26 protein-coding genes are annotated in these 26,040 nt (G+C 59.0%); 16 read left to right on the forward strand and 10 right to left on the reverse strand.

Translation table 11 applies throughout. The features are described 5' to 3' along the window. Positions 1-33 precede the first annotated feature (33 nt). The 4 genes from BW919_RS04965 to BW919_RS04980 are packed head-to-tail and all read left to right on the forward strand — an operon-like array spanning position 34 to position 5,112. Positions 34-1,017: a methanogenesis marker 2 protein gene (locus BW919_RS04965; protein WP_157666072.1), complete on the forward strand. Its 984-nt coding sequence runs from the start codon at positions 34-36 to the stop codon at positions 1,015-1,017. Next, positions 1,014-2,549: a methanogenesis marker 3 protein gene (locus BW919_RS04970; protein WP_088335935.1), complete on the forward strand. Its 1,536-nt coding sequence runs from the start codon at positions 1,014-1,016 to the stop codon at positions 2,547-2,549. The genes BW919_RS04965 and BW919_RS04970 overlap by 4 nt, the downstream gene beginning before the upstream one ends. Then, on the forward strand, positions 2,546-3,853 hold the full coding sequence (locus BW919_RS04975; protein ID WP_088335936.1) for a methyl-coenzyme M reductase glutamine C-methyltransferase: 1,308 nt from the start codon (positions 2,546-2,548) through the stop codon (positions 3,851-3,853). The genes BW919_RS04970 and BW919_RS04975 overlap by 4 nt, the downstream gene beginning before the upstream one ends. Further along, complete coding sequence (locus BW919_RS04980; RefSeq protein WP_088335937.1) at positions 3,850-5,112, forward strand: prephenate dehydrogenase; 1,263 nt, start codon at positions 3,850-3,852, stop codon at positions 5,110-5,112. Before BW919_RS04975 ends, BW919_RS04980 begins: the two co-directional genes overlap by 4 nt. Positions 5,113-5,189: 77 nt before the next feature. On the opposite strand, the gene BW919_RS04985 is transcribed toward BW919_RS04980, so the two are convergent. Beyond that, positions 5,190-7,154, reverse strand: a complete 1,965-nt coding sequence (locus tag BW919_RS04985; protein WP_157666073.1) for a Coenzyme F420 hydrogenase/dehydrogenase, beta subunit C-terminal domain — start codon at positions 7,152-7,154, stop codon at positions 5,190-5,192. A gap of 101 nt (positions 7,155-7,255) precedes the next feature. Here BW919_RS04985 and BW919_RS04990 point away from each other — a divergent pair, with 101 nt between their 5' ends. Both BW919_RS04990 and BW919_RS04995 read left to right on the forward strand, forming a co-directional pair. Then, positions 7,256-7,639: a helix-turn-helix domain-containing protein gene (locus tag BW919_RS04990; protein ID WP_088335939.1), complete on the forward strand. Its 384-nt coding sequence runs from the start codon at positions 7,256-7,258 to the stop codon at positions 7,637-7,639. Beyond that, a complete protein-coding gene (locus tag BW919_RS04995) occupies positions 7,576-8,247 on the forward strand; it encodes a hypothetical protein (RefSeq protein WP_088335940.1) in 672 nt (223 codons plus the stop codon). Before BW919_RS04990 ends, BW919_RS04995 begins: the two co-directional genes overlap by 64 nt. Here BW919_RS04995 and BW919_RS05000 read toward each other — a convergent pair. Beyond that, positions 8,201-9,463 carry a hypothetical protein gene (locus BW919_RS05000; protein ID WP_088335941.1) on the reverse strand — a complete coding sequence of 421 codons (1,263 nt, stop codon included), beginning with the start codon at positions 9,461-9,463 and terminating at the stop codon, positions 8,201-8,203. The genes BW919_RS04995 and BW919_RS05000 overlap by 47 nt on opposite strands. Positions 9,464-9,522: 59 nt before the next feature. Here BW919_RS05000 and BW919_RS05005 point away from each other — a divergent pair, with 59 nt between their 5' ends. Then, on the forward strand, positions 9,523-10,059 hold the full coding sequence (locus tag BW919_RS05005; RefSeq protein WP_088335942.1) for a tRNA (cytidine(56)-2'-O)-methyltransferase: 537 nt from the start codon (positions 9,523-9,525) through the stop codon (positions 10,057-10,059). Beyond that, positions 10,056-10,754, forward strand: coding sequence for a metallophosphoesterase (locus tag BW919_RS05010; RefSeq protein ID WP_088335943.1), 699 nt, complete (start codon positions 10,056-10,058; stop codon positions 10,752-10,754). The genes BW919_RS05005 and BW919_RS05010 overlap by 4 nt, the downstream gene beginning before the upstream one ends. Here BW919_RS05010 and BW919_RS05015 read toward each other — a convergent pair. Together BW919_RS05015 and BW919_RS05020 are read right to left on the reverse strand one after the other, a co-directional pair. After that, positions 10,751-11,539, reverse strand: a complete 789-nt coding sequence (locus tag BW919_RS05015) for a hypothetical protein (protein WP_088335944.1) — start codon at positions 11,537-11,539, stop codon at positions 10,751-10,753. The genes BW919_RS05010 and BW919_RS05015 overlap by 4 nt on opposite strands. Before the next feature lie 270 nt (positions 11,540-11,809). Continuing rightward, positions 11,810-12,841, reverse strand: a complete 1,032-nt coding sequence (locus BW919_RS05020; RefSeq protein WP_088335945.1) for a hypothetical protein — start codon at positions 12,839-12,841, stop codon at positions 11,810-11,812. A 14-nt stretch (positions 12,842-12,855) separates the two neighbouring features. On the opposite strand from BW919_RS05020, the gene BW919_RS05025 reads away from it, so the two are divergent. Next, a complete protein-coding gene (locus tag BW919_RS05025) occupies positions 12,856-13,647 on the forward strand; it encodes an S-adenosyl-l-methionine hydroxide adenosyltransferase family protein (RefSeq protein ID WP_088335946.1) in 792 nt (263 codons plus the stop codon). A 34-nt stretch (positions 13,648-13,681) separates the two neighbouring features. Here the strand turns inward: BW919_RS05025 and BW919_RS05030 are convergent, their stop codons facing one another. Further along, positions 13,682-15,181, reverse strand: a complete 1,500-nt coding sequence (locus BW919_RS05030; RefSeq protein WP_088335947.1) for an NAD(P)H-hydrate dehydratase — start codon at positions 15,179-15,181, stop codon at positions 13,682-13,684. 121 nt (positions 15,182-15,302) lie between these two features. Between BW919_RS05030 and BW919_RS05035 the strand changes: the two genes are divergently transcribed. The 3 genes from BW919_RS05035 to BW919_RS05045 are packed head-to-tail and all read left to right on the forward strand — an operon-like array spanning position 15,303 to position 17,438. Further along, entirely contained in the window at positions 15,303-16,082 is a 780-nt protein-coding gene (locus BW919_RS05035) for an ATP-binding cassette domain-containing protein (RefSeq protein WP_088336501.1), read from the forward strand. After that, positions 16,079-16,789, forward strand: a complete 711-nt coding sequence (locus BW919_RS05040; RefSeq protein ID WP_088335948.1) for a GTP-binding protein — start codon at positions 16,079-16,081, stop codon at positions 16,787-16,789. Before BW919_RS05035 ends, BW919_RS05040 begins: the two co-directional genes overlap by 4 nt. Then, positions 16,782-17,438 (forward strand): (Fe-S)-binding protein, encoded by a 657-nt coding sequence (locus BW919_RS05045; protein ID WP_232452855.1) that lies wholly within the window; start codon positions 16,782-16,784, stop codon positions 17,436-17,438. The genes BW919_RS05040 and BW919_RS05045 overlap by 8 nt, the downstream gene beginning before the upstream one ends. A 154-nt stretch (positions 17,439-17,592) precedes the next feature. On the opposite strand, the gene BW919_RS05050 is transcribed toward BW919_RS05045, so the two are convergent. Genes BW919_RS05050 through BW919_RS05060 form a run of 3 tightly spaced genes read right to left on the reverse strand, consistent with a single transcriptional unit; the run spans position 17,593 to position 20,200 of the window. Further along, positions 17,593-18,507 (reverse strand): DUF89 domain-containing protein, encoded by a 915-nt coding sequence (locus BW919_RS05050; RefSeq protein WP_088335950.1) that lies wholly within the window; start codon positions 18,505-18,507, stop codon positions 17,593-17,595. A 15-nt stretch (positions 18,508-18,522) separates the two neighbouring features. Next, a complete protein-coding gene (locus BW919_RS05055; protein WP_088335951.1) occupies positions 18,523-19,767 on the reverse strand; it encodes a hypothetical protein in 1,245 nt (414 codons plus the stop codon). Between the two features lies 1 nt (position 19,768). After that, entirely contained in the window at positions 19,769-20,200 is a 432-nt protein-coding gene (locus tag BW919_RS05060) for a secondary thiamine-phosphate synthase enzyme YjbQ (protein ID WP_088335952.1), read from the reverse strand. Positions 20,201-20,203: 3 nt separating this feature from the next. On the opposite strand from BW919_RS05060, the gene BW919_RS05065 reads away from it, so the two are divergent. The 3 genes from BW919_RS05065 (at position 20,204) to BW919_RS05075 (ending at position 22,857) form a co-directional block, all read left to right on the forward strand. Next, positions 20,204-20,950, forward strand: a complete 747-nt coding sequence (locus BW919_RS05065) for a mechanosensitive ion channel family protein (protein WP_088335953.1) — start codon at positions 20,204-20,206, stop codon at positions 20,948-20,950. A 110-nt stretch (positions 20,951-21,060) separates the two neighbouring features. Next, entirely contained in the window at positions 21,061-21,960 is a 900-nt protein-coding gene (locus BW919_RS05070; protein WP_088335954.1) for a formylmethanofuran--tetrahydromethanopterin N-formyltransferase, read from the forward strand. A 3-nt stretch (positions 21,961-21,963) separates the two neighbouring features. Further along, positions 21,964-22,857 (forward strand): carbohydrate kinase family protein, encoded by an 894-nt coding sequence (locus tag BW919_RS05075; RefSeq protein ID WP_157666074.1) that lies wholly within the window; start codon positions 21,964-21,966, stop codon positions 22,855-22,857. 15 nt (positions 22,858-22,872) lie between these two features. Here BW919_RS05075 and BW919_RS05080 read toward each other — a convergent pair whose 3' ends face one another. Then, positions 22,873-23,589, reverse strand: a complete 717-nt coding sequence (locus BW919_RS05080; protein ID WP_232452954.1) for a 7-carboxy-7-deazaguanine synthase QueE — start codon at positions 23,587-23,589, stop codon at positions 22,873-22,875. A 2-nt stretch (positions 23,590-23,591) separates the two neighbouring features. Further along, positions 23,592-24,065 (reverse strand): 6-pyruvoyl tetrahydropterin synthase family protein, encoded by a 474-nt coding sequence (locus BW919_RS05085; RefSeq protein ID WP_232452955.1) that lies wholly within the window; start codon positions 24,063-24,065, stop codon positions 23,592-23,594. 205 nt (positions 24,066-24,270) lie between these two features. Here BW919_RS05085 and pheT point away from each other — a divergent pair, with 205 nt between their 5' ends. Continuing rightward, positions 24,271-26,037 (forward strand): phenylalanine--tRNA ligase subunit beta, encoded by a 1,767-nt coding sequence (pheT, locus tag BW919_RS05090; protein WP_232452956.1) that lies wholly within the window; start codon positions 24,271-24,273, stop codon positions 26,035-26,037. Positions 26,038-26,040 lie beyond the last annotated feature (3 nt).

A 26,040-nucleotide genomic window follows, 5' to 3' on the forward strand; every position in this document is an offset into this window, starting at 1 on the left:
CCGCGACTTCTCGTCATCGGTGGGGGTTCGGCCTTGAACCTCCGGGAACTCGCCCGCGAGCTTCGGTCCTTCGAGGGTGTTACCCGGAAGTATCCCGTGAAGACCGTGGTGGAAGGTCTTTTAGAGCCGCTCGATGTGACATTCGAGGGAGAGGTTATCGCGGACGTGGGCGAGGACGCCGCGGCGGTAAAGGTAGGAGACGATATACTACTGATCGCAGCAGATGGCATCTGGGGTAAACTAATCGATCGGGACCCATGGTGGGCAGGGTACTGTGCGGTCCTAGTGAACGTGAACGACGTGCTGGCGATGGGTGGCCGGCCAGTCGGCCTCGTTAACGTGCTTTCGACGTCCGACGTCGACGTGTGTCGTGAAATCCTCGAAGGAATGCGTGAGGGTGCGTGGAAGTTTTCCACACCGGTCCTCGGAGGACACACACATCCGGACACTCCTTACACCGCAGTAGATGCGGCGATAGTGGGGATCACCAACGAAGAGCATCTCGTGCTCAGTTCTACTGCTGAGGAGGGTGACTTGATAGTCTTCGTCATCGATCTCAACGGTCGGCCCTATCCGGAGTATCCTCTTAATTGGGATACGACAACGATGAAGGATCCTGACTACCTCAGGAGGCAAATGGAAGCTGTAGCCGAAGCTTCTAGGCTCGTAAAAGCTGGTAAAGATGTGAGTAACCCGGGCCTCGTCGGAACTCTCGCCATGATGCTCGAAGCCAGTGGTTGTCTCGGTGCTGAGGTGTGGTTAGACAACATCCCAAAACCTGAAGACGTAGACATGGCCACGTGGTTGAAAATGTATCCCGGAATGGGTTTCGTGTACGCGGTGGACAGTGATCGTGATGTCCGTGCGATCAAGCATGTGTTGTCAGATGCCGGGCTGGAAGTGTCGGTGATCGGCGAGGTGACGGAGGACGGTGTTGTCAAGGTGACCGAAGGTGACGAAAGTGCTCGTGTGTTCGACTTTCGAGAGGACAGAATCCTAGGGGTGTCTCCGCGTTGAGGGTATACGTCGACGGGGAACCGGTTGATGTACCAGAGGAGGCGACTGTTCGCGATGCGCTCGAGGTAGCGGGGGTCAGTGTGCCCGAAGACGTCACGATCGCCGTCTTCAAAGGTGAACAGAAGGTCGAGCGCGAGACCGATAGGATTCGGATCATGCTCGAGACAGGCGACGAAGAACTTCCGATAACGGTGGCCGTCGAAGACGAGCGAATGAGCGAGGTTTGTGAGGAATTGCCTGGAATCTCCGTCTCTTGGACGACTCGTGACGAGGTTGGATTGGGTCCGGTGGACATTTCCGATCTCGAGTTCCACACGCGTCGGGGTGTCGAAGTTCCTCCGTATACGACGATCATGATCTTACCAACCAACGATCCCTCCGAAGCCTACTTCCTGATCACCAAACGCCGGATGGCTGTCGAGTACATCTGTACCGACATTCAGGGCCGTATAACGGCTGGTCGGGAGCTGGTCGATGAGCTCTGTGGTGGGGAGCGCGTGACACACGTGGAGCCCGTTGTTGAGCGCGTCACCGAACGTGTCGTCTCAAAAGTCACTCTTGACGACGGACTCGAGGCCGGTGACCGGATTATTACCAGGGTGGAGATAGAACTCGAGGAAAACGCACCGGTCAGTGCCGAGCACCTGCTCAACACGCTGGAGATGGAAGAAGGTCGGTTTCGGATTAAGTTCAGAACGGATACGTTCACATCGATCGAGCCACGTCGGTTCTACGATTTGCCCGAGGAGAACGTCGACATGCGTGAACGCGGCGTCGTAACCGTACGCAATCGAGGTGTCGACGAAGGCGTCATATACGTGTACCGACGTGACCGGACTCCCGTCGAGAGCCACAACGTCGTAGGTAGGGTTCGCCGTGGAATGGAGCTCCTCGACGTGGTGACCGAGGGCGATCGAGTCCTAGTGGAAACCGATCCTCCCCGAGTGAACTTCGTCGGGCTGACCGTTGATGAGGCCAGGAAGCTGGCGGAAGAGTTCGACGTCGAGCTCGAAGTGAACGGTGATGGCGACGTGGTGGTCGATCAGGAGCCTAGGGAGACTCTGAACGTACTCAAGGAGAGGAAAGCCCGGGTCGAAGTGGCCCCTGAGGACGAAGTTATCGAAATAGAGCTCTACGAGGACAACGCTCCCCGCTCCGTCGAGTACTTCAGGCGCGTCGCGAAGATGTTGGATAGACCGGTAGGTCGTCTCAAAGTTCATTTCGCCTACGCAGACTTGGGAATGATCGTGTTCGAAGGGGACGAAAAGCTCGGAAAGAAGCTTCCACCCGAGAACAATCCGAAGGATAGAGTTGAGGCCGGCGTCCTTGGGGTCACGAACCAGGCTAAACCTCACGCGGGTCTCATTGGAGTTCGGCTCGAGGACAGCGAGGAATACGGTCCTACGGGCGAGACCTTCGAAGGTACGAACGTCATCGGCCGTGTTGTGGAAGGACTCGACCGCCTCCGCGAGATGGACCAGTCCGACATGGGCCATACCGTCTACGTCCGGGAGGTGAGGGGCGAACGATGAGGATCCTGGTTATCTCCCCAGAGTATTACACCTACGGAGCCATGGTAGTCGCTGGAGTTTGTGAGGAACACGGTCATAGCACTATACTTCGACGTTCACCCAATCCTGGGATCCTCAAACGGGCGGACGTGCTGATACTATCCCTCCACAGTACCCTACACCTCCTCGATGAGAATATTCTGGAGATAGCCCGCCAGGCCCACGAGTTCGGTAAACCCCTGATCGTCGGTGGGCCAGTTTCTCAAGTTCCGGAGCTCGTTCTAAAGAGGTTTCCCAACGCGATCGTGGCTAAAGGTGAGGCGGAGACGGGGCTCCCTCCGCTCCTTCAGACCTTGGAGGACGGAGGAGACCTCGAAGACGTTGAGGGAATCGCGCTCCTGAGGGACGGTGAAATCGTCGACACTGGCTGGCCACCGCCCGCCGATCTAGATGGACCTAGCCCACTCAAGGTTCCGCGCGACCTCGGTCGGCAAGACATCCGCGGAGCGAACGTGTACATAGAGACGCATCGTGGCTGCCCAGGTGCGTGTACCTTCTGTCAGGTTCCAGAGTTTTTCGGACGCCGTGTCCGTTGGAAACCCATAGAGGCGGTCCTCGAGGAAGTTAGGGAGCTTACGCGAGGTGGTGCCCGCCGCTTCGCGATCTCCGGGGGAACCGTCACGACTTACGGCGACGACGAGGAAGATTTCATCGAGCTCCTCAAACGCCTCGCGGACCTCCTCGGTCGAGAGAACGTTTCCGCCCCCGACGTTCGCGCCGATCTCCTGAACGAGCGCCTTCTCGAGGCTATCCGCGATTACACGATCGGTTGGATCTTCCTCGGAATCGAGAGCGGTAGTGATAGGATCCTCCGTGCCATGCGTAAGGGCATCACCGTCGATGAAGTTCGCGAGTCCGTTGAACTTGCCCGGACAGTCGGTGTTCGTGTCGCCGGTTCGTTCATCGTCGGTTATCCTGGCGAGACCGAGGACGATCTTGAAGCCACCGAGGAGCTACTCGCCGAGCTGAACCTCGACGACGTGTTCATCAACCTCGCCGAGCCTATCCCAGGCACCGAACTCGGCCGCCTCGTTACCGAGCTTCCCGAGGACAAGATTCCCCTCCTCCGACCGGGCGAGCAGCTCGAGACCGAAGCCGGCGACCGCGCCTTCCAGCTTCAGCTCACCGCCTTCACGACCCTTAGTCGCCCAGTCCCTCTCACGGACGGTGTGTTCCACGAGGCCCTCTACAACATTCGAGAGGATGAGCGTAAGGTTCTCCGGATAATCCGGTTCCTTCGCGGTGCTCAGGGGTGTACAGGATGAAGATCGCGATCCTCGGTGGTACCGGATCCATGGGCCGTCTTATCGCACGTGAGCTCCGTGACGATGGTCACGAGGTGGTTATCACCGGCTCTAACCCACACACCGCCGAACGCGTCGCCCGCGAGCTCGACGTCGAAGCAGCCCCGACCAACGTCGATGCCGCCAAAGACGCCGACGTTGTGGTAATCTCCGTCCCCATCTCCGTAACTGAAGACGTCATCCGTGAAGTCGCACCACACGTTCCCGAGGGTTCCCTCCTCACCGACGTGACCTCCGTCAAGGTTCGTCCCGTTCGCGCCATGCTCGAGCACGCTCCCGAGGGTGTGTACGTCCTCGGAACTCATCCCCTCTTCGGCCCTACGGTTCCCAGTCTCCGCGGTCAGACCGTCATCCTTACGCCCACGGAGCGTAGTGGTCCTTGGATCCGCCGCGTTCGTCGCTATCTCGAGCGGAAAGGCGCTCGAGTCGTTGAGACCACTCCGGAGGAACACGATCGCACTATGGCCGTCGTTCAGTGCCTTACCCATGCTGTCCTCCTCGCCGCAGGCGCCGCCATAGGCCACCTCCTTCCGAGTCTCGAGCTCGACATCGAGGAGGTCGCCAGTCCCGTGTATCGCCTACTCATGGATGTCGTGGGCCGTATCGCAGGGCAGGACCCACGTCTTTACGCTGAGATTCAGGCCTTCAATCCCTATGGTGATGAAGCCCGTGAAGAGCTCCTCCGCGCCCTCAGACGCTTCCACGAGCTCGCCCACGACCATAACGCCCTCACCGAGTACATAGCAGAGAGCCGGGAGAGACTCGCACGAGAACTCGATCTCGAAGCCTGTCAGCGTCGTACTGACAAGCTCCTGTCGTACCTGTCCGACGAATTCAGAATCCTCCAAGACGGGATCGAGGCCATCCTCCTCGACGTGTACACGAACGAGGCTCTCGAGAGCGAGGTTACGGGTGATCAGGATACGATCCGCTTAGATAATCGTGAACTACCACGAGACCGTTACAAAATCCTCCCTAGGAACCCCAAAGAACTCGCACATTTCGACGGTAAGGTCACCGTCCTAGAAGTGCGCACAGGTGTGGACCCCGAGGACGTCGCAGCCGTAGTGGACGCTCTCGGCCGCAACCTGCGAGCGCTGTGGGCCGAGCGTCGAGGCGAACGTGTACGAGTCGAGGTCGAGTACGCCAGCGAGGAGTCACTCGAGGGGTTACTCCGGAGACTACGTGCCCTGGGGCTTGAAGTGCGTGTTACTCGGTGATCCTCTCGGGTACGTTTCGGATATTGGGACAATTCCACGGAGCTTAGCCAGCCTTTAAAGGAGCTCTTTAAAGGAATTCAGTGGGAGAGGGCCTGCCGGATCGTCTCGGTAAACGGTCGAATCCCGTGCTTGCGGATCGTGTCGGCCAACCGCTCTTTCTGCGGTTCCTCCGCCAGTTCCCGATACTTCTCGATCACGGCGCGGGCTATCGCGGGTACGCTATCGGGGTCGGCGAAAACGTCCAATCTGGCTCCTTCGACGGGTTCCCGTCCTCCCTTACCTCCGATCCAGACGATGACGCCCTCCTTTTCAGCGTACCTTGCCTCCTCCGGACAGACTTTGATGCACTTACCGCAGTAGACGCAACGCTTGTAATCAGTGTCCGCCACAGCCGCCTGTCCTCCGACGGCTATGATCCGGATCGCGTCGACCTTACAGGCATCCACGCATTGTCCGCATCCGGTGCACTTCTCCGGGTCTACTCCGGGTCTCACGGCGCCGGCGAAACCGAGGTCGTGGTGCTGAGGTCGAACGCAGCTGTTCGTGCACCCGGATAATGCTATTTTGAACTTGTACGGGGTGGGTTCTTCCGCGAGCTCTTCCTCCAGATTCTTGGCGAGTTCTTCGGTGTTCAGGATACCAGAGGAACAGTTACCCTCCCCCGGGCACGCCATGATAGTTCGGACGAGCGGGCCTTCGGACCCCGTATCCAGTCCAGCCTCTCGGAGTCGTTCCACGACTTCGGGTATCTCCGTAGTGGGGATACCGTGGATCTCGAGCTGCTGTCGGTCGGTGAACTTGGCCCTGTAACCTTTCTCTAGTAGCCCAGAGATCGTCCGGAAGACGTCGGGGTCATCGACCCAGCCGCCGGGGCCGACCTTTAGTCGGACCGCTAAGGTACCGTCCGCACGGGTGATAACGCCTCCGTAATCTCCTACCCAAAACGGTGGGACTTTCCGTCCCTCTTCCAGCCGGCTTTTCGCTTCCTTCATGGACCAGTCACACTTGAGCTTCGCGAGCCTTCGCACTTCCGACTCGTCGATCGCATCTCGGAGCCGTAGGTATCCCGACTCGACGGCACCTTTAACGAGCTCTTCACCGACCTCGCTGCGGATTAGGAGAGTAGTGACTCCTTTGGGGCTTCCTACGGAACCAGCGGAGATGTCGGCCAGTCTCGCGGTGAAGTCGTTGCAGATACGGCAGCCTTCGGGGACGGCGTCCTCGAATTCCTTCACATCGTATTCCCTTGTCTCATCGCCCGATAACTCGACGCGGAGCTTACCTGAAGTGACCTCGAACCGCTTAACCTCCTCGATGTCGACACCTTTCTCCCTTAAGAGCTTCACGAGGTGTCCGTACTCGAAGTTCTTGGTACAGAACAGTCCGATAGTAGCGACGACTTCGGGGAGCTTCTCGGCTGGACTTCCGTCGATGTTGCGCAGGGCCCGTGCGCCTTTAGCCACGACCTCGAAGTGTCGAATCTTGGCGAGTCCGTTTACTTGGCAAGGAAGGCCTACTGCGAGTACGTGCTCGATACCGCGATCCGCGGCTTCAGCCAAGGCTTCGACGAGTCCAACGCGCGTGTACTTGGACCCGGCTAGGTCCTTCACCTTTTCGGGATCCTCTACGACGGTAACGCATGGCTTCCAAGCGGAGCCGGCGGTTACTCCGACGATGGCGTCGGCAAGACCTTCCTCGAGGGCGTATCGGGCTAGTGCCGTAACGGCGCCTCCATCTTGACCGAGCTCTCGGAGGTTGGGATCAACGGCGACCGCTCCCACCGCACGCCGATAACCGCCCGTGAGAGGTTCGTAGTCGCGGCCGGCGATACGTAGACCGAGGTGGTAAGCCGCTGTATCGACACGTGGACATACGGCGTGGCAATTACCCGTTCCCTTTCGGGCGCACTCCTCGGTGAGTCGTGGGCCCTCATCCGTTAGCTCGATTATTCCACCCGGGCAGATCGCGACACAAGTGCCACAGAAGGCGCAGGCGCCTGGTTCGACGACTTCGTCGGCCAGTTTCCACTCGAATTTTGCCAAGTAGTGCCCCCCGTGCTCTGATGTGACAGCATTCCGCACATTCACGTGAGGCCGGATCTATATATACATTCCGACTAGGCTTGAGCTGGTGGGGTTATCGAATGCTCGCGGACGTGCCCGTCGTCACTGTCCGAAGTCTTAACGTCACGGTTCGTGACGTACTTAAATGCGTGCTAGGACTGCGTGACGTCGAGGTGGACACGTACTTCGCGCTGCTCGAGCACGGCGAAGCTACGGTGTACGACCTCGCGGAGGAACTCGATCGCGACCGTACGACGGTCCAAAAAGCACTGAAAAGTCTGGTATATGCTGGTCTGGTCACGCGTCGCAAGGAAACCCGGCCGCGCGGTGGGTTCGTGTACGTATACGAGGCGGTACCTTTTGAGGAAGCGAGGAAAATAGTCCTTAGGGCGCTTGACGAATGGTACGAGGCGGTAAAGGATGCCTTGGAGCGTGCGGATGTTCCGAGGTCCGACCCGGAGTGATTCAATCCCCTGACGGCACGTACGTGGTGAGGCTGGCACTTCCGCCGGGATTTATCAAAACCGAGATACTGAGAACTGTGGCGGAGCTCGCGGAACGGTACGCGAGCGGTGAAGTGCATATCACGGTGCGACAGGGTCTGGAGATTCCTGAAGTACCGCCGTCGAAGTTAGACGATCTCCTGCGTAATCTCAGGAAGCTCGGCTTGGAACCCGGATCAACAGGTCCTCGCGTTCGTCAAGTGACCTGCTGTCCGGGCATCAGGACATGCGCCAACGCACTCATGGACCCCGTACCATTGGCTCAGAAGTTGCATGAAGAGTTCGTGGACGTGTGGGTGCCGGCCAAGGTCAAGATCGCCGTCTCGGGTTGCCCTCGTGGCTGCACGCGGCCGAGTGAGAACGATCTGGGCCTGGTAGCGGTAAGTGAGGACGAGTGGGAACTCCTGGTCGGAGGTTATAGAGTCACCAGACTACCGGAACGGGATGTCATCGACGCCGTCGAGTCGACGCTCGAATGGTATTCCTCGGAGGCCCCACCAGGGATGAGGTTACGCCGGTTCGTTACGGATCGTGTTTCGGAACTTCGCGACGTGCTCGAGAGATTATGAGCCATAGGAACTGCCCGTACACCGGAAGCTTGAGGCCTACGTAGGCCCCTATCGATGCAGCGAGAAGCAACGAGACGATCCAAACGGGCCTGCGTCGATGCTGTGTAGGTCTACCGAGCCCTTCGGAGTACTCGACGTGGACCGTGGGTTCACCGTCCCTCGCATAGAAGGCGAGTATGACCCCAGCGACCTCTAGGGAACGTTCTGTAGTCCTCACCACCCCGACTCCGGTCGGCGAATAACCTGGCTTCTTTATTAGCGTGCCTTCCCTCACGACCTCCAGCCTCGTTCCTTCAACCCTCACCTCGGCGGCACGCAACTCGGACCCTCCGTACACGATCAGGTATCGATTAATACCGTACGAGACGATCGCGGGCAGAACGTCGGTAACGTCAGCGACCTTCACGTCCGATGCTACCTTCCACGTCGTCCCTCTAACCAATAGCGCTGCGTGTATACCATCGGTGCCGACGTACGCTAGAACGTTGTCCAAGAGAACGGGTCTTGTCCCCGGGACGGTGATCGGAGCACCGTCGATCGTCGGGTGGGCGGGATCGGGTAAGTTAACAGCTACGACTTCGGTTCCCACCGGAGTCTCGTACGCCACGAGGAGATACGTGGTCACAGGACGTCCGGCTACCGAAACGGAGAACCTCTCGACGGGGCCCGGGGTGAACAACTCGAGCTCCACGGGCTGACCTTGCTCGTCCGTGATCCATCTCCAAACGCCGTCGACGTTTCCGAACACCCTCACTCGCAGCTTCCCATCGCACCGGTATACGAGCACGAAGGTGGAATCGTCTACCCGGACCGGCACAGCCGCGTCGCCTCGGACACTCAGTCCAGTCCACAGTACGGCGCAAACGTTGTCCTTGTACTCGACGAGATCGACGTCGATTCTGGGCCCTTCCGGTGTCATGAGCGGTACGGTCAACACGAACGTTGCCAGATCACGTTCCCCACGCCACGGAGCCGTAGCCGGATAGCCGGCTACGGGTGCCCTGATCCAGGTCTTGACTAGTACCCTATCGTCGGCTTTCGCCACCGCTATGCCGAGTCCCTTTCTGGATTTCCAAGCTACCAACGCGTGATCCGACTGGAGGGCGAGAGCCGGTGGACTGGGAGCGGTCTCGGGACCCGGGACGTCCGCAGGGCCCAGCTCCTCCGCCTGAGAAGAACCAGCGAGCAGCAGTAACGTGAACAGTATCGGAAGCATCCTAGGCCCCTGTGGTGAGTGGTCATGGTGATGAATAAATTTCGAAAGGGGCTGAAAGGTTGGAACTTGAACCGAGGACGGTAGTTCTCAGGCTAGGACACCGGCGCGAGCGGGACAAGCGGATCACGACGCACGTATGTTTGACGGCTCGGGCGTTCGGAGCTGCCAGTGTGCTGATCTCGGGTGACCATGATGAATCGGTGATCGAGTCCGTCGAGGACGTCGTCGATCGATGGGGCGGCCCCTTCACCGTGCAGTGGGTAAAGAATTGGAGACGTGTGATCAAAGATTGGAAACACTCTGGAGGATCCGTGGTCCACCTCACGATGTACGGTTTGCACGTAGACGACGTGATCGAAGAGTTGCGAGAGGAGAACGAACTGCTCGTGATCGTGGGTGCCGGTAAGGTTCCTGCCGAAGTCTTCGAGCTTTCGGATTACAACATCGCCATAGGACATCAACCCCACTCCGAGGTGGCCGCGCTCGCAGTCTTTCTCGACCGGCTCTACGGGGGCAAGGAACTTCATCGGGAGTTCGAGCGGGCTAGGTTGAGGGTCATACCATCGGAGAAAGGGAAGAAGGTGGAACGACTATGACGGTGGAAATCGCTGTGATATCGGACGTTCACTCGAACCTCGAGGCGCTAAAGCGGGTGCTGCGGGAAGTACGGTCGGCCGACATGTTGGTGTGCTGCGGCGATATCGTGGGCTACGGTCCCCGACCTGTAGAGTGCGTGGACATCGTCCGCGAGCGGTGTGACCGGTGCGTGATGGGTAACCACGACTACGGCGTCGTCACCGGAGATGTCGCCTACTTCAACGTTGCCGCTCGGATAGCCGTGGAGTGGACTCGGCGCCAGCTAGACGAGGATAAGCGGGACTTTCTGGCAAAGTTGCCGAAGACCGAGCGGTTCGAGGTGGAGGGGGTTTCGATCTTCCTGGTACACGGGAGTCCCAGGGATCCGATCTGGGAGTACGTGTTTCCTCACACTCCCAGACGACTGCTGGAGAAACTGGTCGATAAGGCCGGTACAGACGTACTCATCACGGGTCACACACACGTACCCATGTACGACGATGTTAACGGTTCTTACGTCCTCAACCCCGGTAGCGTAGGCCAGCCCAGGGATGGTGATCCTCGGGCGGCGTTCGGTATCCTCGAAGTCTCGGACGGCAGAGTAGTCTCTTGGGACGTACACAGGGTGGCTTACAACGTCGATCGGACCGCCCGCGAGATCGAAGAACGTGGTCTGCCGGAGGAGCTGGGAGCGCGGCTGTACCGTGGAGTTTAGACATTTCGGAGTAGTTTTAACCCATACTCGAGCGCTTCTAGGTTTCGTTCCGCGATGGATCGCCTGGGCCAGCTTTCCGGGCGCTCACACCAGGATCGCTGTGTCCGGTACACCCACTCTACACGATCTGGGGACGCGTATTCCTCACGACAGAGCGTGTAGAGGACCTCGACGGCGGGCTTAGTGAACACGATTCCATACCCTCGTGCGGTCAGCTCCGCGAGGACCAATTCTACGCGCTCCGGTGGTACCTCCTGGTAGGGCCGATGAGCCTTCTCGCCGTCGTCTATGAACGCGGGTTCCTTGCCGAGTAGTTCCGAGACTATGTGTGCTCCCAACCCTCGTGTCACCAGCGTAGGTACGTCGCCTGATCCCATCTCCGCGGTCGGACCGAAGAAGCGTACGCTGAGCCACTCGGATCCCAACAGTCTGTGCAGTTCCGGGTGAACTTTAGCGTACACTACCCGGTCTACTTCCTCCTTGTCCGCTTCGACTCCGTACAAATCTTCCAGCGGTTTTAGGTTCGCGTCCACAAGAATGTCACGGCCTTTTTCCCAGTGTTCCACCGCTAGAGCAGTTTCGATAACGTCGACGCTTTCATCACGAAAAGCTACTAGTTCGACTATCTCCCCATCGTCTCGACGTGCCACGAAAGCGGTCACGATAGGATATCGTAGGTACGGTCCGACAGAGTCGACAACGAGCCGGCGGCCAGGTTCCGATATCCGAACGCGATGGACGCCCCCTTCCTGAAGCGCCCGTCGCATCATCTCGTGTGGATCCAAAGTGCCGACCCCGTTCGGTCGGACCGTGGCCCCCTCCTCACGAGCTCGGAGCCGGGGTGGTAAGCTCGTCATCCCGACACTGGCCCGTGTTCCGGGAAAGTGTATCCGGCCCGTCGGACGGCCGTTCATCCGCTGCGAGACGGCCGGTCACGGCCGCCGGGCGTAATTGTGCCGGACCGCAGCACGCCCGCCCTCATCTGTTCTTAGGCGGGACCGTCTCCTCGAGGGTAACTCCTCCACATAATAGTTGTCCCTTCCCTTTAGACCCCCTCAGAAGGATGGTGGATGTCGGAGGAGCGACACTAGGAGGAACACGATGAACGGCACCTTCAGATAACCGAGGTAACTGCCTAAGGATGGGTATCCCGGATCCAAGTCCGCGGTCGCATCTATCAGCTTCAAGATGACGGCATAGAGTTTCCAAGGCATGCCGAGCCACGGGATCGTTAATGACCACTCGAGCGTGTCGAGTAACGCAAACAACCACTTCTGATATTCCGGACCTAACAACGAGAGGTTCCATCCGACCCCGATACCCGGGACGAAGAACGGCTCTCGCAACTTCACGGTCAGGCCCAGTAGGCCGCCTAGCACGGCTTTGCTCAAATCGTCTAACAGAGCTATCGGCGCCATCTCGAGTGTGAGTACGAACTCGGATTCGACGGTTTCTAGCGCGTAGCGCGGACACTGAGCGGCCGTGACCAGCACCGAAAGTGTTACGAGCCCGAGCTCGATGAGATACCGGTCCACCGGGTACCGATCCCGTATCAAGGCTTCCCACGCGATCTTACCGTCAGTCAGCGCACCGTGGATCTCGACCGGTATCAGGTTGAGGAGGTTATTCCAAGCGGAGTCGAACGCTCCTTGGGGGTCCAGCGGACTCAGCGCGGCCGATATCAGGGCACCGACCACGGGACCCGCCATGGTGACCTCCGCGTCTTCTCGCGAGACGTTATCGAAAAATTTCACCGGATTCTCAACGTAGAGCAGCAGAACCTCCTTGTACCGCTTCCTGAGCTCCTCCTCTGGGGTACCCGGATCGTAAGGCCCTATGGTGACGAATCCTATTGGGAATTCTACATGGATGTCTACGCACTTCCCGTTCCTGCAGTGAAAAAGTATCTTCGGTGGAAACAGGTCGATCTGAACCCCGTCAATGCCTCCGCAGTACTCCGCCTCCACTAAAGCATGACCCAACTCATGTGCCAGCGTTCCCGTCAGATACACCGAACCCGTGAGGCCCGCGCACCCTGGAACCGCCACGATCGGTAGAACGAACGCGACGATCATAATCCGTTGCAAAGGGGGGGCTCCCCTTGCGTCTAATCACGTTGACCACGGACTTCGGACTCGGTTCTCCGTATCCTGCCCAGGTTAAAGCTGTGATTCTCAGAATCGCGGCCCCAAGCGTCGAGATAGTCGACGTAACCCACGAAGTCCCGGCACAGGACGTGGTGGCCGGTTCCTACGTGATGTCGGTCTCGTGTCCGTGGTTCCCGCCTGGATCCGTCCACGTGGGTGTGGTGGATCCCGGGGTAGGGACCGAGCGTAGGGCTGTTCTACTGGAGACGGAGCGTGGGGACTTCTTGGTGGGACCGGACAATGGCCTCCTGATACCTCTCGCCGAAGAACTCGGTGGAATCGCCCGGGCCTTTCGTATCCTCGAGGACGAGGTCTCGGACTGGGAAGTCTCCGCTACCTTCCACGGACGCGACGTATTCGCTCCAGCCGCTGCGCGAGTGGCGTCAGGTGAGAGTCCTGAGAAGTTCTGCGAACCCTTAGATCCCGAGGAACTAGTCGAGCCACCGATCGCCGAACCTGAAGTGGACGACGGCCACGTGCGTGCCCAGGTGTGGTTTGTGGATGACTTCGGGAACATCATCACGAACGTCCGGTACGAAGAAGTGGACCTGCCCGAGACCGTGACGGTCTGCGTCTCCGGGGAATCCTTCGATGCTAGGCACGTCCACACGTACGGGGAGGCGGACTCCGGTGATCTGATCGTCCTACGGTCTTCTTCCGGCCACCTTGAAATCGCGGTCGTAGAGGGGAGCGCTGCCGAACTGCTCGGCGTCTCGACGGCCGACCGGCTCGAGATCCTCTACTGACCGTGCGGAAGGACCACGCGGTCCCCAGGTGAGATTAACCCAGTCGCACCTCTGTTATGGACCCTGGCTCAGCCGCCCATGGATTTTTGAGGACCTTCGGGACGTACTCGGCAACGTCTTCCGCAGTGAGTCCCTGGGATAACTTCCGCTCCGCCAAACATCCGGCGCTCCCAACTACGAATGCTCCGATGCACGCAGCTTCGAACCCTTCCCTACACTGTGCTGCGACTCCGGCGATGACCCCGGCGAGTACGTCACCCGTGCCTCCTACAGTCATTGCCGGGGTTCCCGTGACGTTCCACCTGATCTCGCCGTCGGGTGACCCGATGACGTCAACCCTACCCTTCAGAAGGATAGTGCATTCGAGTTCCTCCGAAACCCGCCGGACGACTTCCGAACGATCCTCGAGAGATCTCCCCAGTTCCTTTCCGAACTCCCTCCTGAACTCTCCCGCATGTGGAGTCAGAACGAACCTGTCATCCACGTCCACCTCAGAAATCCCTCGCAGTCCGTCGGCGTCGACGACAATCACCCCATCAAAGGACTCCGCCAGCTCTTTCAGTATCCCGACGGAGTCCGCGTCCGCGCCGAGTCCGGGCCCGACTAATACGGTATCCACGTCCTCGAGGTCAGCTTCCTCCAAGTGCTCAGGCACGAGCCGCTCCGCGGAGACCGTTCTGTAGATGACGTTCGGGTCGTTTTTGGGTACCGTGTCGACGGTTAGCAGGAAGACAAGGTCCGCACCGGTCCTGAGCGCGCCTCGTGCGGCCAGCTGTGGCGCTCCAATGTACTTCCGCGAGCCGCCTATGATCAGTACGCGGCCGTGGTGGCCCTTATGCGACCAGGGATCGCGCCGTAGGATATCCGAGGCGATGAGGTCGCCCGGGCCGCAGATCTGCTCGGCTATCTTGGGGATCCCCGCGTTCACCCTCCGGAGGAACACGTCCCGTAGCTTCCGAACGCCGCGTTTATGCCGATGTATCGACACTACCAGGTCCGCTTCGACGGCGACGTCTGGTGCCTCTCCGCTATCGGGATCAAGCCCTGTAGGGACGTCGATGGAGACTACTCGCGCCCCCGCACGAGAGGCCTCGTTGATCCGAAGGACTGCCGATCTCACAGGTTCGCGAAGCCGTCCCCGGATCCCGAACCCGAGGAGCGCGTCTACGACCACGTCCCGCTCGAAATCGACACTCTCCAGATCTTCCGAATCTCGGACCTCCTTGACGGGAATCCCCGCACGGTCCAGCCTCCTGAGGTTCAACTTGGCCGCCTCGTTTTTGACGGCTTCCCACCGTCCCACGAGGAGCACCTCGACGTCCACTCCCTCAGAGTTCAGGTGGCGGGCGGTGACGAACCCGTCCCCACCGTTTCCACCTGTACCACAGACGACCAAGACGTCGTTCGGGGAGTACTCCTCGATCACTACCCTAGCCACGCCAGCTCCGGCATTCTCCATCATGAAGTCCTCTTCGAAACCCAACCACCGCGAGTTGAGTTCGATCCTCCTCATCTCCCTCGAGGTGATGAACACGGATCCCGCCCCCGAGTGTGCGGAAAACGGGAACGTGAGTGTACTCGTTCCACCGGAAGCGTCAACTGTGGGAAAACACGGATTAGGGACCGTGTGGTTTCGCGGTGTGGGGGAATCGACCGTGGAGGTTCACGAGCTTACGATCCTAGGCGGTACCGATAAAGATGGTCGGCCCGAGCCTGTCCGGGAACTCACCCTAGAACGTGGAACGATAGTCGCGGTCGTAGGTCCCACAGGCTCAGGTAAATCCGCACTACTACGTGACGTCGAAATCTTAGCACAGGGTGACACAGAGACAAGTCGCAGAATCCTGCTCGACGGTGAGGAACCGTCTGATGATCTCCGGTTCGATCCGGAGCACCGTCTTGTTGCCCACGTGACCCAAACCATGGGATTCCTCGCCGACTGTACCGTCCGCGAGTTCGTCGAGATACACGCTGAGAGTCGTGGCGTCGACGTCGACCCGGAGGAAGTTGTCGATGTTGCCAACCGATTCACGGGCGAACCGATAGATCCGGACATGAAGATGACCGAACTCAGCGGTGGTCAGTCTCGCTCGCTCATGATAGCTGATGTGGCTCTGATTAGCGACTCGCCCATCATCCTCATCGACGAAATCGAGAACGCGGGAATCCGCAAACACGAGGCTCTCGATGAGCTTACGGCGCGAGATAAGATCGTCCTCTTGGTCACTCACGATCCCGTCGTGTCCTTACGATCCGATTTCCGGATCGTCATGCGAAACGGGGCTATGACCAAGATAGTGGAGACGACGCAGCGAGAACGGGAAGTTGCCGAACTCCTCGAGCGAGTGGATACATGGCTCCTCGATCTCCGAAACCGCGTCCGCTGTGGCGAGCGACTGGACGATGTCGAACTACCCCTGGGGGCCGAGACGTGAAGCTGGTAATAGTCTCGGGTACGCCCGGATCCGGTAAGACCTCCGTCATTCTCAACGCACTGGAACGACTACTCGACCAGTACAATCCCGCCGTCGTCAAAGTCGACTGCCTCCGCACCGACGATCACGAGGTGTACCGTGAGCGCTTAGGGATCCCTGCTACCGACGCCTTATCTAAGGACATGTGTCCCGACCACTTCGCGGCCTATAACCTCGAACACATGGTTCGATGGGCTGAGGAACACGGTGCAGACCTGCTCGTCGTGGAAACCGCGGGTCTCTGTCTTCGCTGCGCACCCTATGTCGATGCCTGCCTCGGGGTCTGCGTCGCCGACGTCACCTTAGGTCCGAACTCCCCGTCCAAGGTCGGTCCCTTCCTGCAGACTGCCGACGTCGTCTGCGTCAATAAGGGTGACCTTGTCTCTCAGGCCGAACGCGAGGTCTACGTTCGGAAGGTGGCTGAGGTGAATCCAGATTGTCGAGTCATCGAGACCAACGGACTCACCGGAGCCGGGTGTGAACTACTCGCGCGACTGATCGAAGAGGAAGCCCCCGAGCTGCCCAACACCCTAGACGAAGTCAGACTCCGTGAGAAGGCTCCACTCGCCGTCTGCACGCTCTGCGTGGGCGAGACACGGGTTGCCGAGCGCTACCATCGTGGGGTGCTCAGGCGCATTGACGGATTCACGGAGTACCGAGGTGAGTAAGCTCGTCGAACTGCTTCCTGGGTTCCACTGTGGGGCCTGCGGGTACGACCGATGCGATGACTTCGCGGAGGCACTGGTCCGTGGGGAGGCCAGTCTCGACGACTGCCCCTACCTTCAAACCGAGCGGTTCGCCGAGGAGAGCCGACGGCTCGGGAAACTCTTGGAGGAGATCGGAGAAGTCGAAGGAACACGCCCCAGTATCACCGGGGTTCTAGACGGCTATGAGGCCGACTTAGTGCTTTCACCCCTTCCGGACGAGCCAGCCTGTCGTGAGATCCTCCATCCTTTCTGGTCTGAAGCCGATATCGAGGAAGGTGACGTCATCCGATACAGACCATGGGGTTGTCCTATCACGCATTTCGCACGCGTTCTCGACGCGGAGAAGAGCCTCCTGACGGTCCATATTGTAGGGCCTAAGCACCGACTCGGCGAAACGGACTTCGAGTATAAAGACGTCGGCCTGTGTCTCGTAGTCGGGTTCGAAGGGATCGTATCGGAGGGTAGGGTGCCTAACGTCGGGGAGACGGTCCGGTTCGTTCCGGAGCACTGCATGATGCAGAAAGTCCACTCTGGGGTGGTTATCGAAGCGGTAGGTGACCGATTGCGCATAGAGTGCATCGATCTGAAGGTTTGGGCTCCTCTGAAGTAGCCTCTGCTCAACGACGGGTCACGTGGTCCGTTCCGGTGATCCCTCGCTTAAGAAGAAACGCGATAATTTCAGCTATGGCAGAGCCCCCTTGGGGATGAGGAGCGAGGAACCCTGCAGAACGATCGGGTGAAGAGGGGTCGACTTACCGACCCACTCACCCAACGATCTCCCTCCACCGTCGGACGTTCTCTTCGTCTGGTTCCCAGCGCAGTGCCACGTTACTCCCTACTTCGACCCCTAGCTCCTCGGCGACGGGCTCGCACTTGGCCCTCAGTAGGAAATACACAGGCACATCGGGGAACGGTTCCTCCGGGATGGACTCGAAGTTCCCCTGCCCTTTGGATATCACCACGTCTGCGTAGGACAATTCCTCGGCGAACTCATCGCTGACCTCAGTCGTGAGCAGTCCGAGCATCTCGGTCCCCGTGTCGATCACGTCGCAGATCTCGGTAATACCAACTTGCTCGGCGTCCTCCCGCGTGGCGTCGTTCACTATCGGACCACCGCGGACGGCCACTACCACGTCGCACTCCAACTCTTCCACCAACACCTCGATCAGCAGCTTATCCAGGGCGATCTCTCCCGCGTTGTCGCACAGGTAGAGCACGCGTGCGCCTCTGAAATCCTCAGGTTTCAAGTCGAAGACAGTGAACCCTGCACCACTGATCTCCTCCCGGAGTTCGTCTAGGTCGAACTCGTGACCTGCCACCGCGAAGTCGATAGTGTTGCCGACGATCGCTGCGGCCGCGGCCTTCTTCAGGAGTTCCTCAGGGTCCTCGATATTCTCGAGATCGCTCTCGAGCTCCTGCGCGACCGCCGCCGCACGCTCGTTGGCCCGCCGCTTCTCCTCTCGGTAGGGGTCCAGATCCTCCGAGTACTTCATAACGGTTCGTTGTGCTTCGGTACCCAGCTTAGGAGGTTGGGGTGTAGGTTCCATTCGGTACAACTCGCTAACACATTCGGTCGCTGCTAGGATGGCTTCTTTCTGACGGTCCTCCGGGACAGCTCGTTCGACGGTGTTTACCGCGATTTCAAGCACGCACGGTACACACCGTGGTACTGCCCTCATTACCGATGCCCCCTGTCACTTCAGGAACAGCCACTGCAGGTCGTGTGGCACCTTCGTATGTTCCAGTGGCCACAACCCGAACGGTGCAGGTGATATCAGCAGGACGAGCAGGGACACCAGCAGCAAGGCGGGTAGCCAGCTTTTGCTCTCGTCATCGTCCAAAAACGAGCGGTCGGACGGTAGTTTAGCCGTTATCTTAACCAGCACGATCACGGTTGCAACCGCTATGTGGTACCAGTGCAGGAAGCCCTGGAAGAACGCCGACATCACGGAGAACCACTTGACGGTGCGGGTATCGTAGTAATATCGCACGATGTATCCTCCTTCGAGCGGGTACACCGGCAGGGCTGAGAGCCAGGTGATGATGAGTCCCGCCCATCCAGCCAACGTGATCGGGTTCGCGACGATTCCGAGCTCGCGCGATAGGGACAGCGTCCACAGGTTGTGCCACACGAGCATTCGGACTGGCGTATGGTCGAACACGGCACCGAGGAGGAATGTCGCGGTGGATAGTAGGAATCCGGACACCAGACCGGCCACGCCTATCCGGCATAGCGATTCGACTAGCATAGGTCGAACTTCTGAGCGAATCACGGAGGAGAAGGCTCCCGGGAAGGGAGGAACCGCGAGGAAAAACGGCAGGCGCGGTCGGAGGCCCTCTACTTTCGCTACCCAGAGCTTCGCGATCTCCTTTCCGAAGTAAATCGCCGAGAACGCGAGTGCGAACTCCACCGCGGCCCAGATCGAGCCGAACGCCAACCACCCACCCAAGTACGCGAATACCGGAACCGAAATCCCTAGCAGAACCAGCCAGCCCGGCTCCTGCTCTGGGACTTCGAAACGCTGTACGACCAGCCTACCGGCCTTCCCTTCCGGTTCCGCCGTGAATTTCATCTCAGCCAGTTTCCTAGCCAGGCAACGCGCGTCTCCCTTCCGCTCGTAGTGGAAAACGACCGAACCGTCCTCCCGGATGCGGAACTCCTTTACCTCATATCCCGCGCCTTCGAGGGCCTTTTCAATGCTCTTGACGTCTTTATATGATGGAAACATCGACGGGTCGGCATTCGTTCGGAACACACCCTCGACTAGCAACGTCCCACCACATTCGGGGCACCTACCCTTCCGCTCGTATACTACCTCATGATCGTGAGGTTTGAACTCGAAGTAATCGCAATCGTCACACGCGAGCAGGGTCACCAGCTCGTACTCTTCCTCTACCTTTTCGGCCGCCACGGGCTCCAGGGGTAGCTGCCGTCTCATTTCACTCCCCCACCACAGTCACGAGCAGACGACGAGATCGCGGACCGTCTAACTCCACGAACAGCACAGATTGCCACGTTCCCAGTACAAGATCACCGCCGGACACGGGAATGGTGACGGAATTCCCTAGGAGTATAGCGCGCAGGTGTGCGTCGGCGTTGTTGTCGATTCTATCGTGTTCGTATCCCGCACCTTGTGGCACCAGCTCTTCAAGCTTATTAACGATATCACGGAGGAGACCCGACTCAGGCTCGTTCACGACCACGGTCGCGGTGGTGTGCCGCGAGTACACGTGAGCGATCCCTTCCTTCACTCCGCTCTCCTTAACTTTCTCTTTGACCTGATCGGTGACGTCGATCACCTGAACCCTGCGTTCCGACTTGATCCTCAGCTCAGCCTGGTACACTGACAACGACCGCACCCCGGGGGACATCCTGTGGAACTGCCGTCGATGAAGCTACCGTCGGCACATGTGGAGCCGTTGAAGCTGGCCACAGCGATCGTAATAGCCTTGCTCCTCGTGAAGATTATGGGTCGAGCGGCTAGGGTCGTTCGGGGTAAGCTCGAAGAGGAGGGCTTACAGGATTTGGGGTGGTGGGTGGAGAAGACGCTTCTCTACGGTTCTTATCTACTGGCGTTCTCGATAGTTCTCGAGTCCCTAGGGATGAGCATCTGGGCCCTCGTCACCGGATTGGGGCTGGCCGGAGCCGGTATCGCGGTAGCTGCCCGTGATCTCGTTGCGAACCTACTAGCGGGTCTGTACCTGGCACTGGAGCGCCCTTTCGAGGTTGGTGACAGGATTCGAGTCGGTGAATACTCGGGGGAGGTTGTTGACCTCCGAATTCGGTGTACGGTGTTGAAGTCCAGAGGTCGTAGGATAGTCATCCCAAACTCCGTCCTAGTCAACGAGACCGTAGAGAGACTGGACGATTCCGACGAGTGCGAGTTCGAGGTTGTGGTGGAAGGATCCCCTAATGAAATCGGGCGACGGTTGGCCGCGCTCGAAGGAGAATTGGACTCCCTAAAGCTGAAGTATTACGACATCTCGGTGGAACGTGTGGAGTCGGGCAGGGCGCTGGTCCGGGTACGGGCGGCTGGGAAAGAAGTGGATAGTGTGCACGGGGCGGTTCGACGCGCGCTCGTGAAGAGGCCTGGCGGGACGGACCGCTGGGATGACGATTAACCGGGAGCCGGGAGCGGATTCCGCCCCGACTCTCTCATTGTTACACAGTCCGCAACGAACCGAGGATCCAGTTTATAATTACTTTCACTCTACCCCTCGGGGGGAGTTAGGTGGAGATCAACGGGGTACCTGTAGAAGACACGTTCTGTGAGGCTTTCAAAGGTTTGTACGCACGATTCATTGTGACGGCTGCTGACGAACGTCCCCTGCGTGAGGCTGCTGAGAACGTCGCCGCTCTGCCGGCCACCGTCTTCGGCGAATCTGAAGCGGGCGTGGAACTCTGGTTGGACCCGGAGGAGACCCCGGACGACCGTCCTGGGTTCGTCGCCCAGGTGTGGGTGGAGTACGGCGATGACGCCGTGAAGAAACTGGAGCACGAGCTCGGGAAGCGCATACGTCAGGGTGTCCTGGTACGACCGACTACCAGAGTCTTCGACGCTTGCGAGGATCCGGACGGCTACATCGACACGGAACGCCCTATCGGCCGTTGCGCCGACGGATACGAATACACCGACGTACGTTTCGACCGGGAGATGGTCCACATCCCGATCATGATGGGCGAGTTCATGATCGAGCGTCGACTAGGGTACGCGGAAGGTGTCGCTGGAGGTTTAGTGTGGCTGTTCTGCGAGGACGTAGATACCGCGCTCGAAGCTGGTTATCGTGCCGTTGATGCCTTGCGAGACGTAGAAGGCGTCATCACCCCATTCAACGTCTGTGCCGCCGGTTCGAAGCCCGAAACTATCTACCCGGACATCGGCCCGACGACCAATCACCCGTACTGTCCGACTCTCCGTGATAGAATCCTCGACTCGAAGGTCCCGGAAGGCGTCGAGGCGATCCCCGAGATCGTGATCAACGGGGTCTCGCTCGACGCGGTAAAGCGAGCGATCGGAATCGCTATTGAAGCCGCCACGGAGGTTGACGGGGTCGTCAAAGTGTCCGCCGGGAACTTCGGAGGTGAACTCGGCGACTACAGGATTCCGCTGCGGGAGTGCATTCGGGAGTGAGAGGTGTTGGACGCAGTGGGTCTCGGCGCCCTCAACTTGGACGAGCTCCTGTACATTCCCCGAATGCCAGAACGCGACGACTCGGTGCCTATCGAACGGAGGGTGCAGCGAGGAGGTGGGTCCGCGGCGAACACGATCTGTTGGCTCGCCTACCTCGGGAGGAAAGTGGGGTTCGTCGGGAAGGTCGGCAGCGATAACGCTGGGGATCTTCTACTTCGGGAGTTCGAAAAGTACGGTGTCGATACCTCAAGAGTCGTCAGGGGTGACGGATACAGCGGTACGGCGTTCTGTCTGGTCTCTGGAGATGACAGGAGGATCCTAGTCGATCCCGGGGTCAACGACGATCTTCGACCTGAAGAGGTCGATATCGACTACATTCGTGAAGCTCGCATACTCCATACGAGTTCGTTCATCGGGTTACGATCGGAGACGTCCCTGGAGACCCTGAAGCGGACCATGAAGGCAGTATCGGACGAGCTGATGGTGACTTTCTCTCCGGCCACGATGGTCTTGCGTGGCTGGTCCTATTTGGAACCGTACTTCGAAGCTGCTGATGTCGTGTTCCTCAACGAAACTGAGGCAGTTCACTTGACGGGCGATGTCGAGGAGACTCTCAACAGGCTGGCTGAACTCGTGGAAATAACTATCATCACCCGTGGGCCCGACCCCGCGATCGTCCAAGAAGGGACCGAGACCTCGGAAGTGGCACCGGAGCCCGTTCCGGAGGAAGACATCGTAGATCCTACGGGGGCAGGGGATGCTTTCGCTGCTGGATTCATCGAAGGCATTCTACGGGGTGAATCGGCCGACCGGTGCTGCGAGCGCGGTCACGCGGTAGCCGCAGAGTGTCTGAGAATCGAAGGATGTCGTCCCCCCAGCGAAGGGCGCCCCGAATAGTGGCTCCGAGGACAATCACTTCGGGATGAAATCCACAAGCTTGTGCACTTGCGGCAACACCCGCACGTCGGAGTCCACCAGCCCGGCTAATCTCCAGAGATCCTCGAGGTCGTGCTCAGAGCCCGTCGCCGGCTGCAGGAATATCGGCTCTACACCCAGCCGATGAAGTCCCTTCAGTGCACCCTCGGCGTGCCGGTAACACTCTTCGTTCACCAGTACCACCTTAGCGTAAACCTCTGCGTTGATCCTCTCGAGGAACCTCAGACAGCGGTCTGGAAAATCTTCCATATTGGGACCGTGTGACGGCAATTTCACGTCCGCGGAAACTGCATCCACCAATCTGTCGACTAATGGAGCTCGGTCGGGCAACGAGGCGTTGGTCTCGAGCAGTACCCTGAATCCGCGTTCACGGAGCCCTTCGATCAACCTCTTCAGTGCGCTCCACGGCTGGACTAGAGGTTCTCCCCCGGTTAACGAGATTATTCCGAACGTATCCTCCAGGTCCTCTAACTTCACCAGCACTTCGACGACGTCCTCCGGTCCGCATGGGACCGGGAGCTCGAGTTTCACCTCTCCGCTCACACGTCTAACCGGGGCCCTCCGGTGGCTGCTCCGGGAGGCCGGTTCGTCACAGTATACGCATCTCAGGTTACATCCTGAGAATCGGACGAACGCCTGCGGTTCCCCCACGAACTTGCCCTCTCCCTGCAGTGAGAGGAATACCTCGTACACGTTCAATCCAGGCGTCGGACGACCTCTGCCCCCTGTCCCCATCCCTCGTCCACCCGGATGCGTAGTTCCTTCAGATTGTCACCTGATAGCTTGCGCTCCAACTCGTCCGCTAAGTACTCTGCCAAGTCTTCGGCCGATAGTGAACTGGTAGGGATCAGTACAACATCCTCCCTAGGAAACACGTAGCGTTTGCCGTCCGATAATCGAACCGTGATCTCGTCCTCGGATTCCTCGATCTCGAAAAGTTCGGACTCGGTCGGTAACAACACCCGATGATCCAGGGGCTTTATCAGCTCTCGCACCGCGCTCTTGAGCTCGTCGAAGTCGTACACAAAGCCGTGTGGTTCCGTACGCTCCCCGAGCAGCTCAACCGATACATGGTACGTGTGACCGTGCAATCGACCGCACTTACCATGTCCTGGGATCACGTGGCACGCCGAAAACCTCAGTCCTAACTCCCTACCGTCCAAATACACGCGCGGCAAACGTGCACCCCCGGCCGATGACGAGCAGCCGGAACACCGAGTGGTGACGAGCCCTGGCTTTACCGAGGCCTCGGGTCGGCGGTTAAGGCCCCCCTCATCGCTCGGCCACCGCCGTAGGTCCTCATCCCCGACTCGACCGGCGAGCTAACAGTATTAACGGTGTACCCGAGACGTTCGGGGGTGTCGGAGGTTGCCCGTGGTCACGATCCACTACGATAAGCTCGTGAAAATACTCGGAAGGGAAGTCTCGTTCGAGGAGCTAGCTCATAACCTCATCCCGATGCTAGGTAGCGATGTGGAGCGAGTCGACGAGCGTGAAATGGTGATCGAGACGGAGTTCTTTCCGAACCGTCCCGACCTGTATAGCGTGGAGGGCGTTGCGCGGGCTCTCAAGGGATTTCTGGGGATAGAGAAGGGCATACCCGAGTACCACGTTCGTCGCTCGGACGTGGAAGCACGGGTTGAAGAGAACGTACTCGACGCGCGCCCATGCCTCGCGGTTGCAGTCGTCCGTGGCGTTGAGTTCGAGGACGAGCGTGACTTGGAGCATCTCATGGAGTTCCAGGAGCACCTCCACTGGGTGATAGGGAGAGATAGGAAAAAGGCTGCGATCGGTATCCACGACTTCGAGTCGATAGAGCCACCTCTTAGGTACTTCCTCGCGGATCCGAACGACAGGTCGTGGGCGTTCGAACCACTCGATCATCCGGGCGAGGAAATGACACCTGCCGATGTTCTCAGGCGGCACGAAAAGGGTCGGCAGTACGCCCACCTGGTGTCTGGTGGAGCTCCGATACTCGCGGACGAAGAAGGAGTGATTTCGTTCCCTCCAGTGATAAACTCAGAACGCACCAGGGTCACACAGGACACGACGGACCTACTAATCGACGTGACCGGTACCGACTGGCGGTCCGTGCTGGACGCGCTCCACGTAATCGTGTGCAACCTGGCCGAACGCGGCGCGGAGGTATTTACCGTTGAGATACTAGGAGCATACGAGCGGACAACTCCGACGATGGAACTCGACGTATGGGACGTCCCCGTGAGCGAAGCTCGGAAACTGTTAGGGATCGATCTCTCCGGCGAGCAGCTGGAGGAGCTGTTGGAACGCGCTCGGCACGAGGCCATCCTCGTTCCCGAGGGTGAGCGTGAGCTCAGGGAATACCCGCTCCCGGATGTGTACCACATCGAGGCTGATTGGCGTGAGATCCCACCGATACTCTACGAGGAGGACGTGGTACGGGTTTTCGTGGGGCCCTGGCGGACGAACGTACTTCACGAGTGGGACCTGATTGAAGACGCTGGAATTATGTACAATTACGATCGGTTCGAGCCTACGGTACCTGACTTTTACACGCCATCACGTGCGGATAGGGGACGCGAATTCATCAACGTCGTGCGTGATACTCTCGCGAGGATGAAGTTCGTCGAAGTGAACTCCTTGACTCTCATCAGTCCGGAAGAGAACTATCGGAAAATGCGCCTCGAACCGGATGGCCGCGCGGTGAAGTTGGCTAATCCGATTCAGAGAGAGTACACGATCGTACGAACGTGGATCCTCCCATCTCTGATGCGTTTCCTCGCGGACAATAAGCACCGTCCGTATCCGCAACGGGTGTTCGAGCTCGGAGAGGTGATCGAACAGGACGAGAACGCGGAGACTGGTGCCAAAGACCGGTGGAAGCTGGCACTGGCGATAGCCGGTCCCGGTGTAGGCTTCTCCGAGATTAAGTCCGTGGCAGAGGCACTACTGCGCGAACTGGGCGTCACCGGGTGGGAGATTACCGAGAGAAAACACCGATCATTTATTAATGGAAGGTGCGCCGCCGTACTCGTTGACGGGCAGGAGCTGGGTTTCTTCGGTGAAATCCACCCCGAGGTATTGACTGAGTTCGACCTCGAAGTGCCCGTAGTGGGTGGTGAGTTCGACGTCGCGGCCCTTAGAACGGCCGCCGGGTGGTGACGC

It is taken from the genome of Methanopyrus sp. KOL6, assembly GCF_002201915.1.
Taxonomy (GTDB): Archaea; JAADCQ01; Methanopyri; order Methanopyrales; family Methanopyraceae; genus Methanopyrus.

What these genes read in the sequence shown, in the direction of transcription:
- BW919_RS05000 (WP_088335941.1), bottom strand. Translation starts at nt 9,463, where the DNA reads ATGCTTCCGATACTGTTCACGTTACTGCTGCTCGCTGGTTCTTCTCAG.
- BW919_RS05060 (WP_088335952.1), bottom strand. Translation starts at nt 20,200, where the DNA reads ATGTCCCCCGGGGTGCGGTCGTTGTCAGTGTACCAGGCTGAGCTGAGG.
- BW919_RS04990 (WP_088335939.1), top strand. Translation starts at nt 7,256, where the DNA reads ATGCTCGCGGACGTGCCCGTCGTCACTGTCCGAAGTCTTAACGTCACG.
- BW919_RS05050 (WP_088335950.1), bottom strand. Translation starts at nt 18,507, where the DNA reads ATGAGGGCAGTACCACGGTGTGTACCGTGCGTGCTTGAAATCGCGGTA.
- BW919_RS05055 (WP_088335951.1), bottom strand. Translation starts at nt 19,767, where the DNA reads ATGAGACGGCAGCTACCCCTGGAGCCCGTGGCGGCCGAAAAGGTAGAG.
- BW919_RS05010 (WP_088335943.1), top strand. Translation starts at nt 10,056, where the DNA reads ATGACGGTGGAAATCGCTGTGATATCGGACGTTCACTCGAACCTCGAG.
- BW919_RS04975 (WP_088335936.1), top strand. Translation starts at nt 2,546, where the DNA reads ATGAGGATCCTGGTTATCTCCCCAGAGTATTACACCTACGGAGCCATG.
- BW919_RS04980 (WP_088335937.1), top strand. Translation starts at nt 3,850, where the DNA reads ATGAAGATCGCGATCCTCGGTGGTACCGGATCCATGGGCCGTCTTATC.
- BW919_RS04995 (WP_088335940.1), top strand. Translation starts at nt 7,576, where the DNA reads ATGGTACGAGGCGGTAAAGGATGCCTTGGAGCGTGCGGATGTTCCGAG.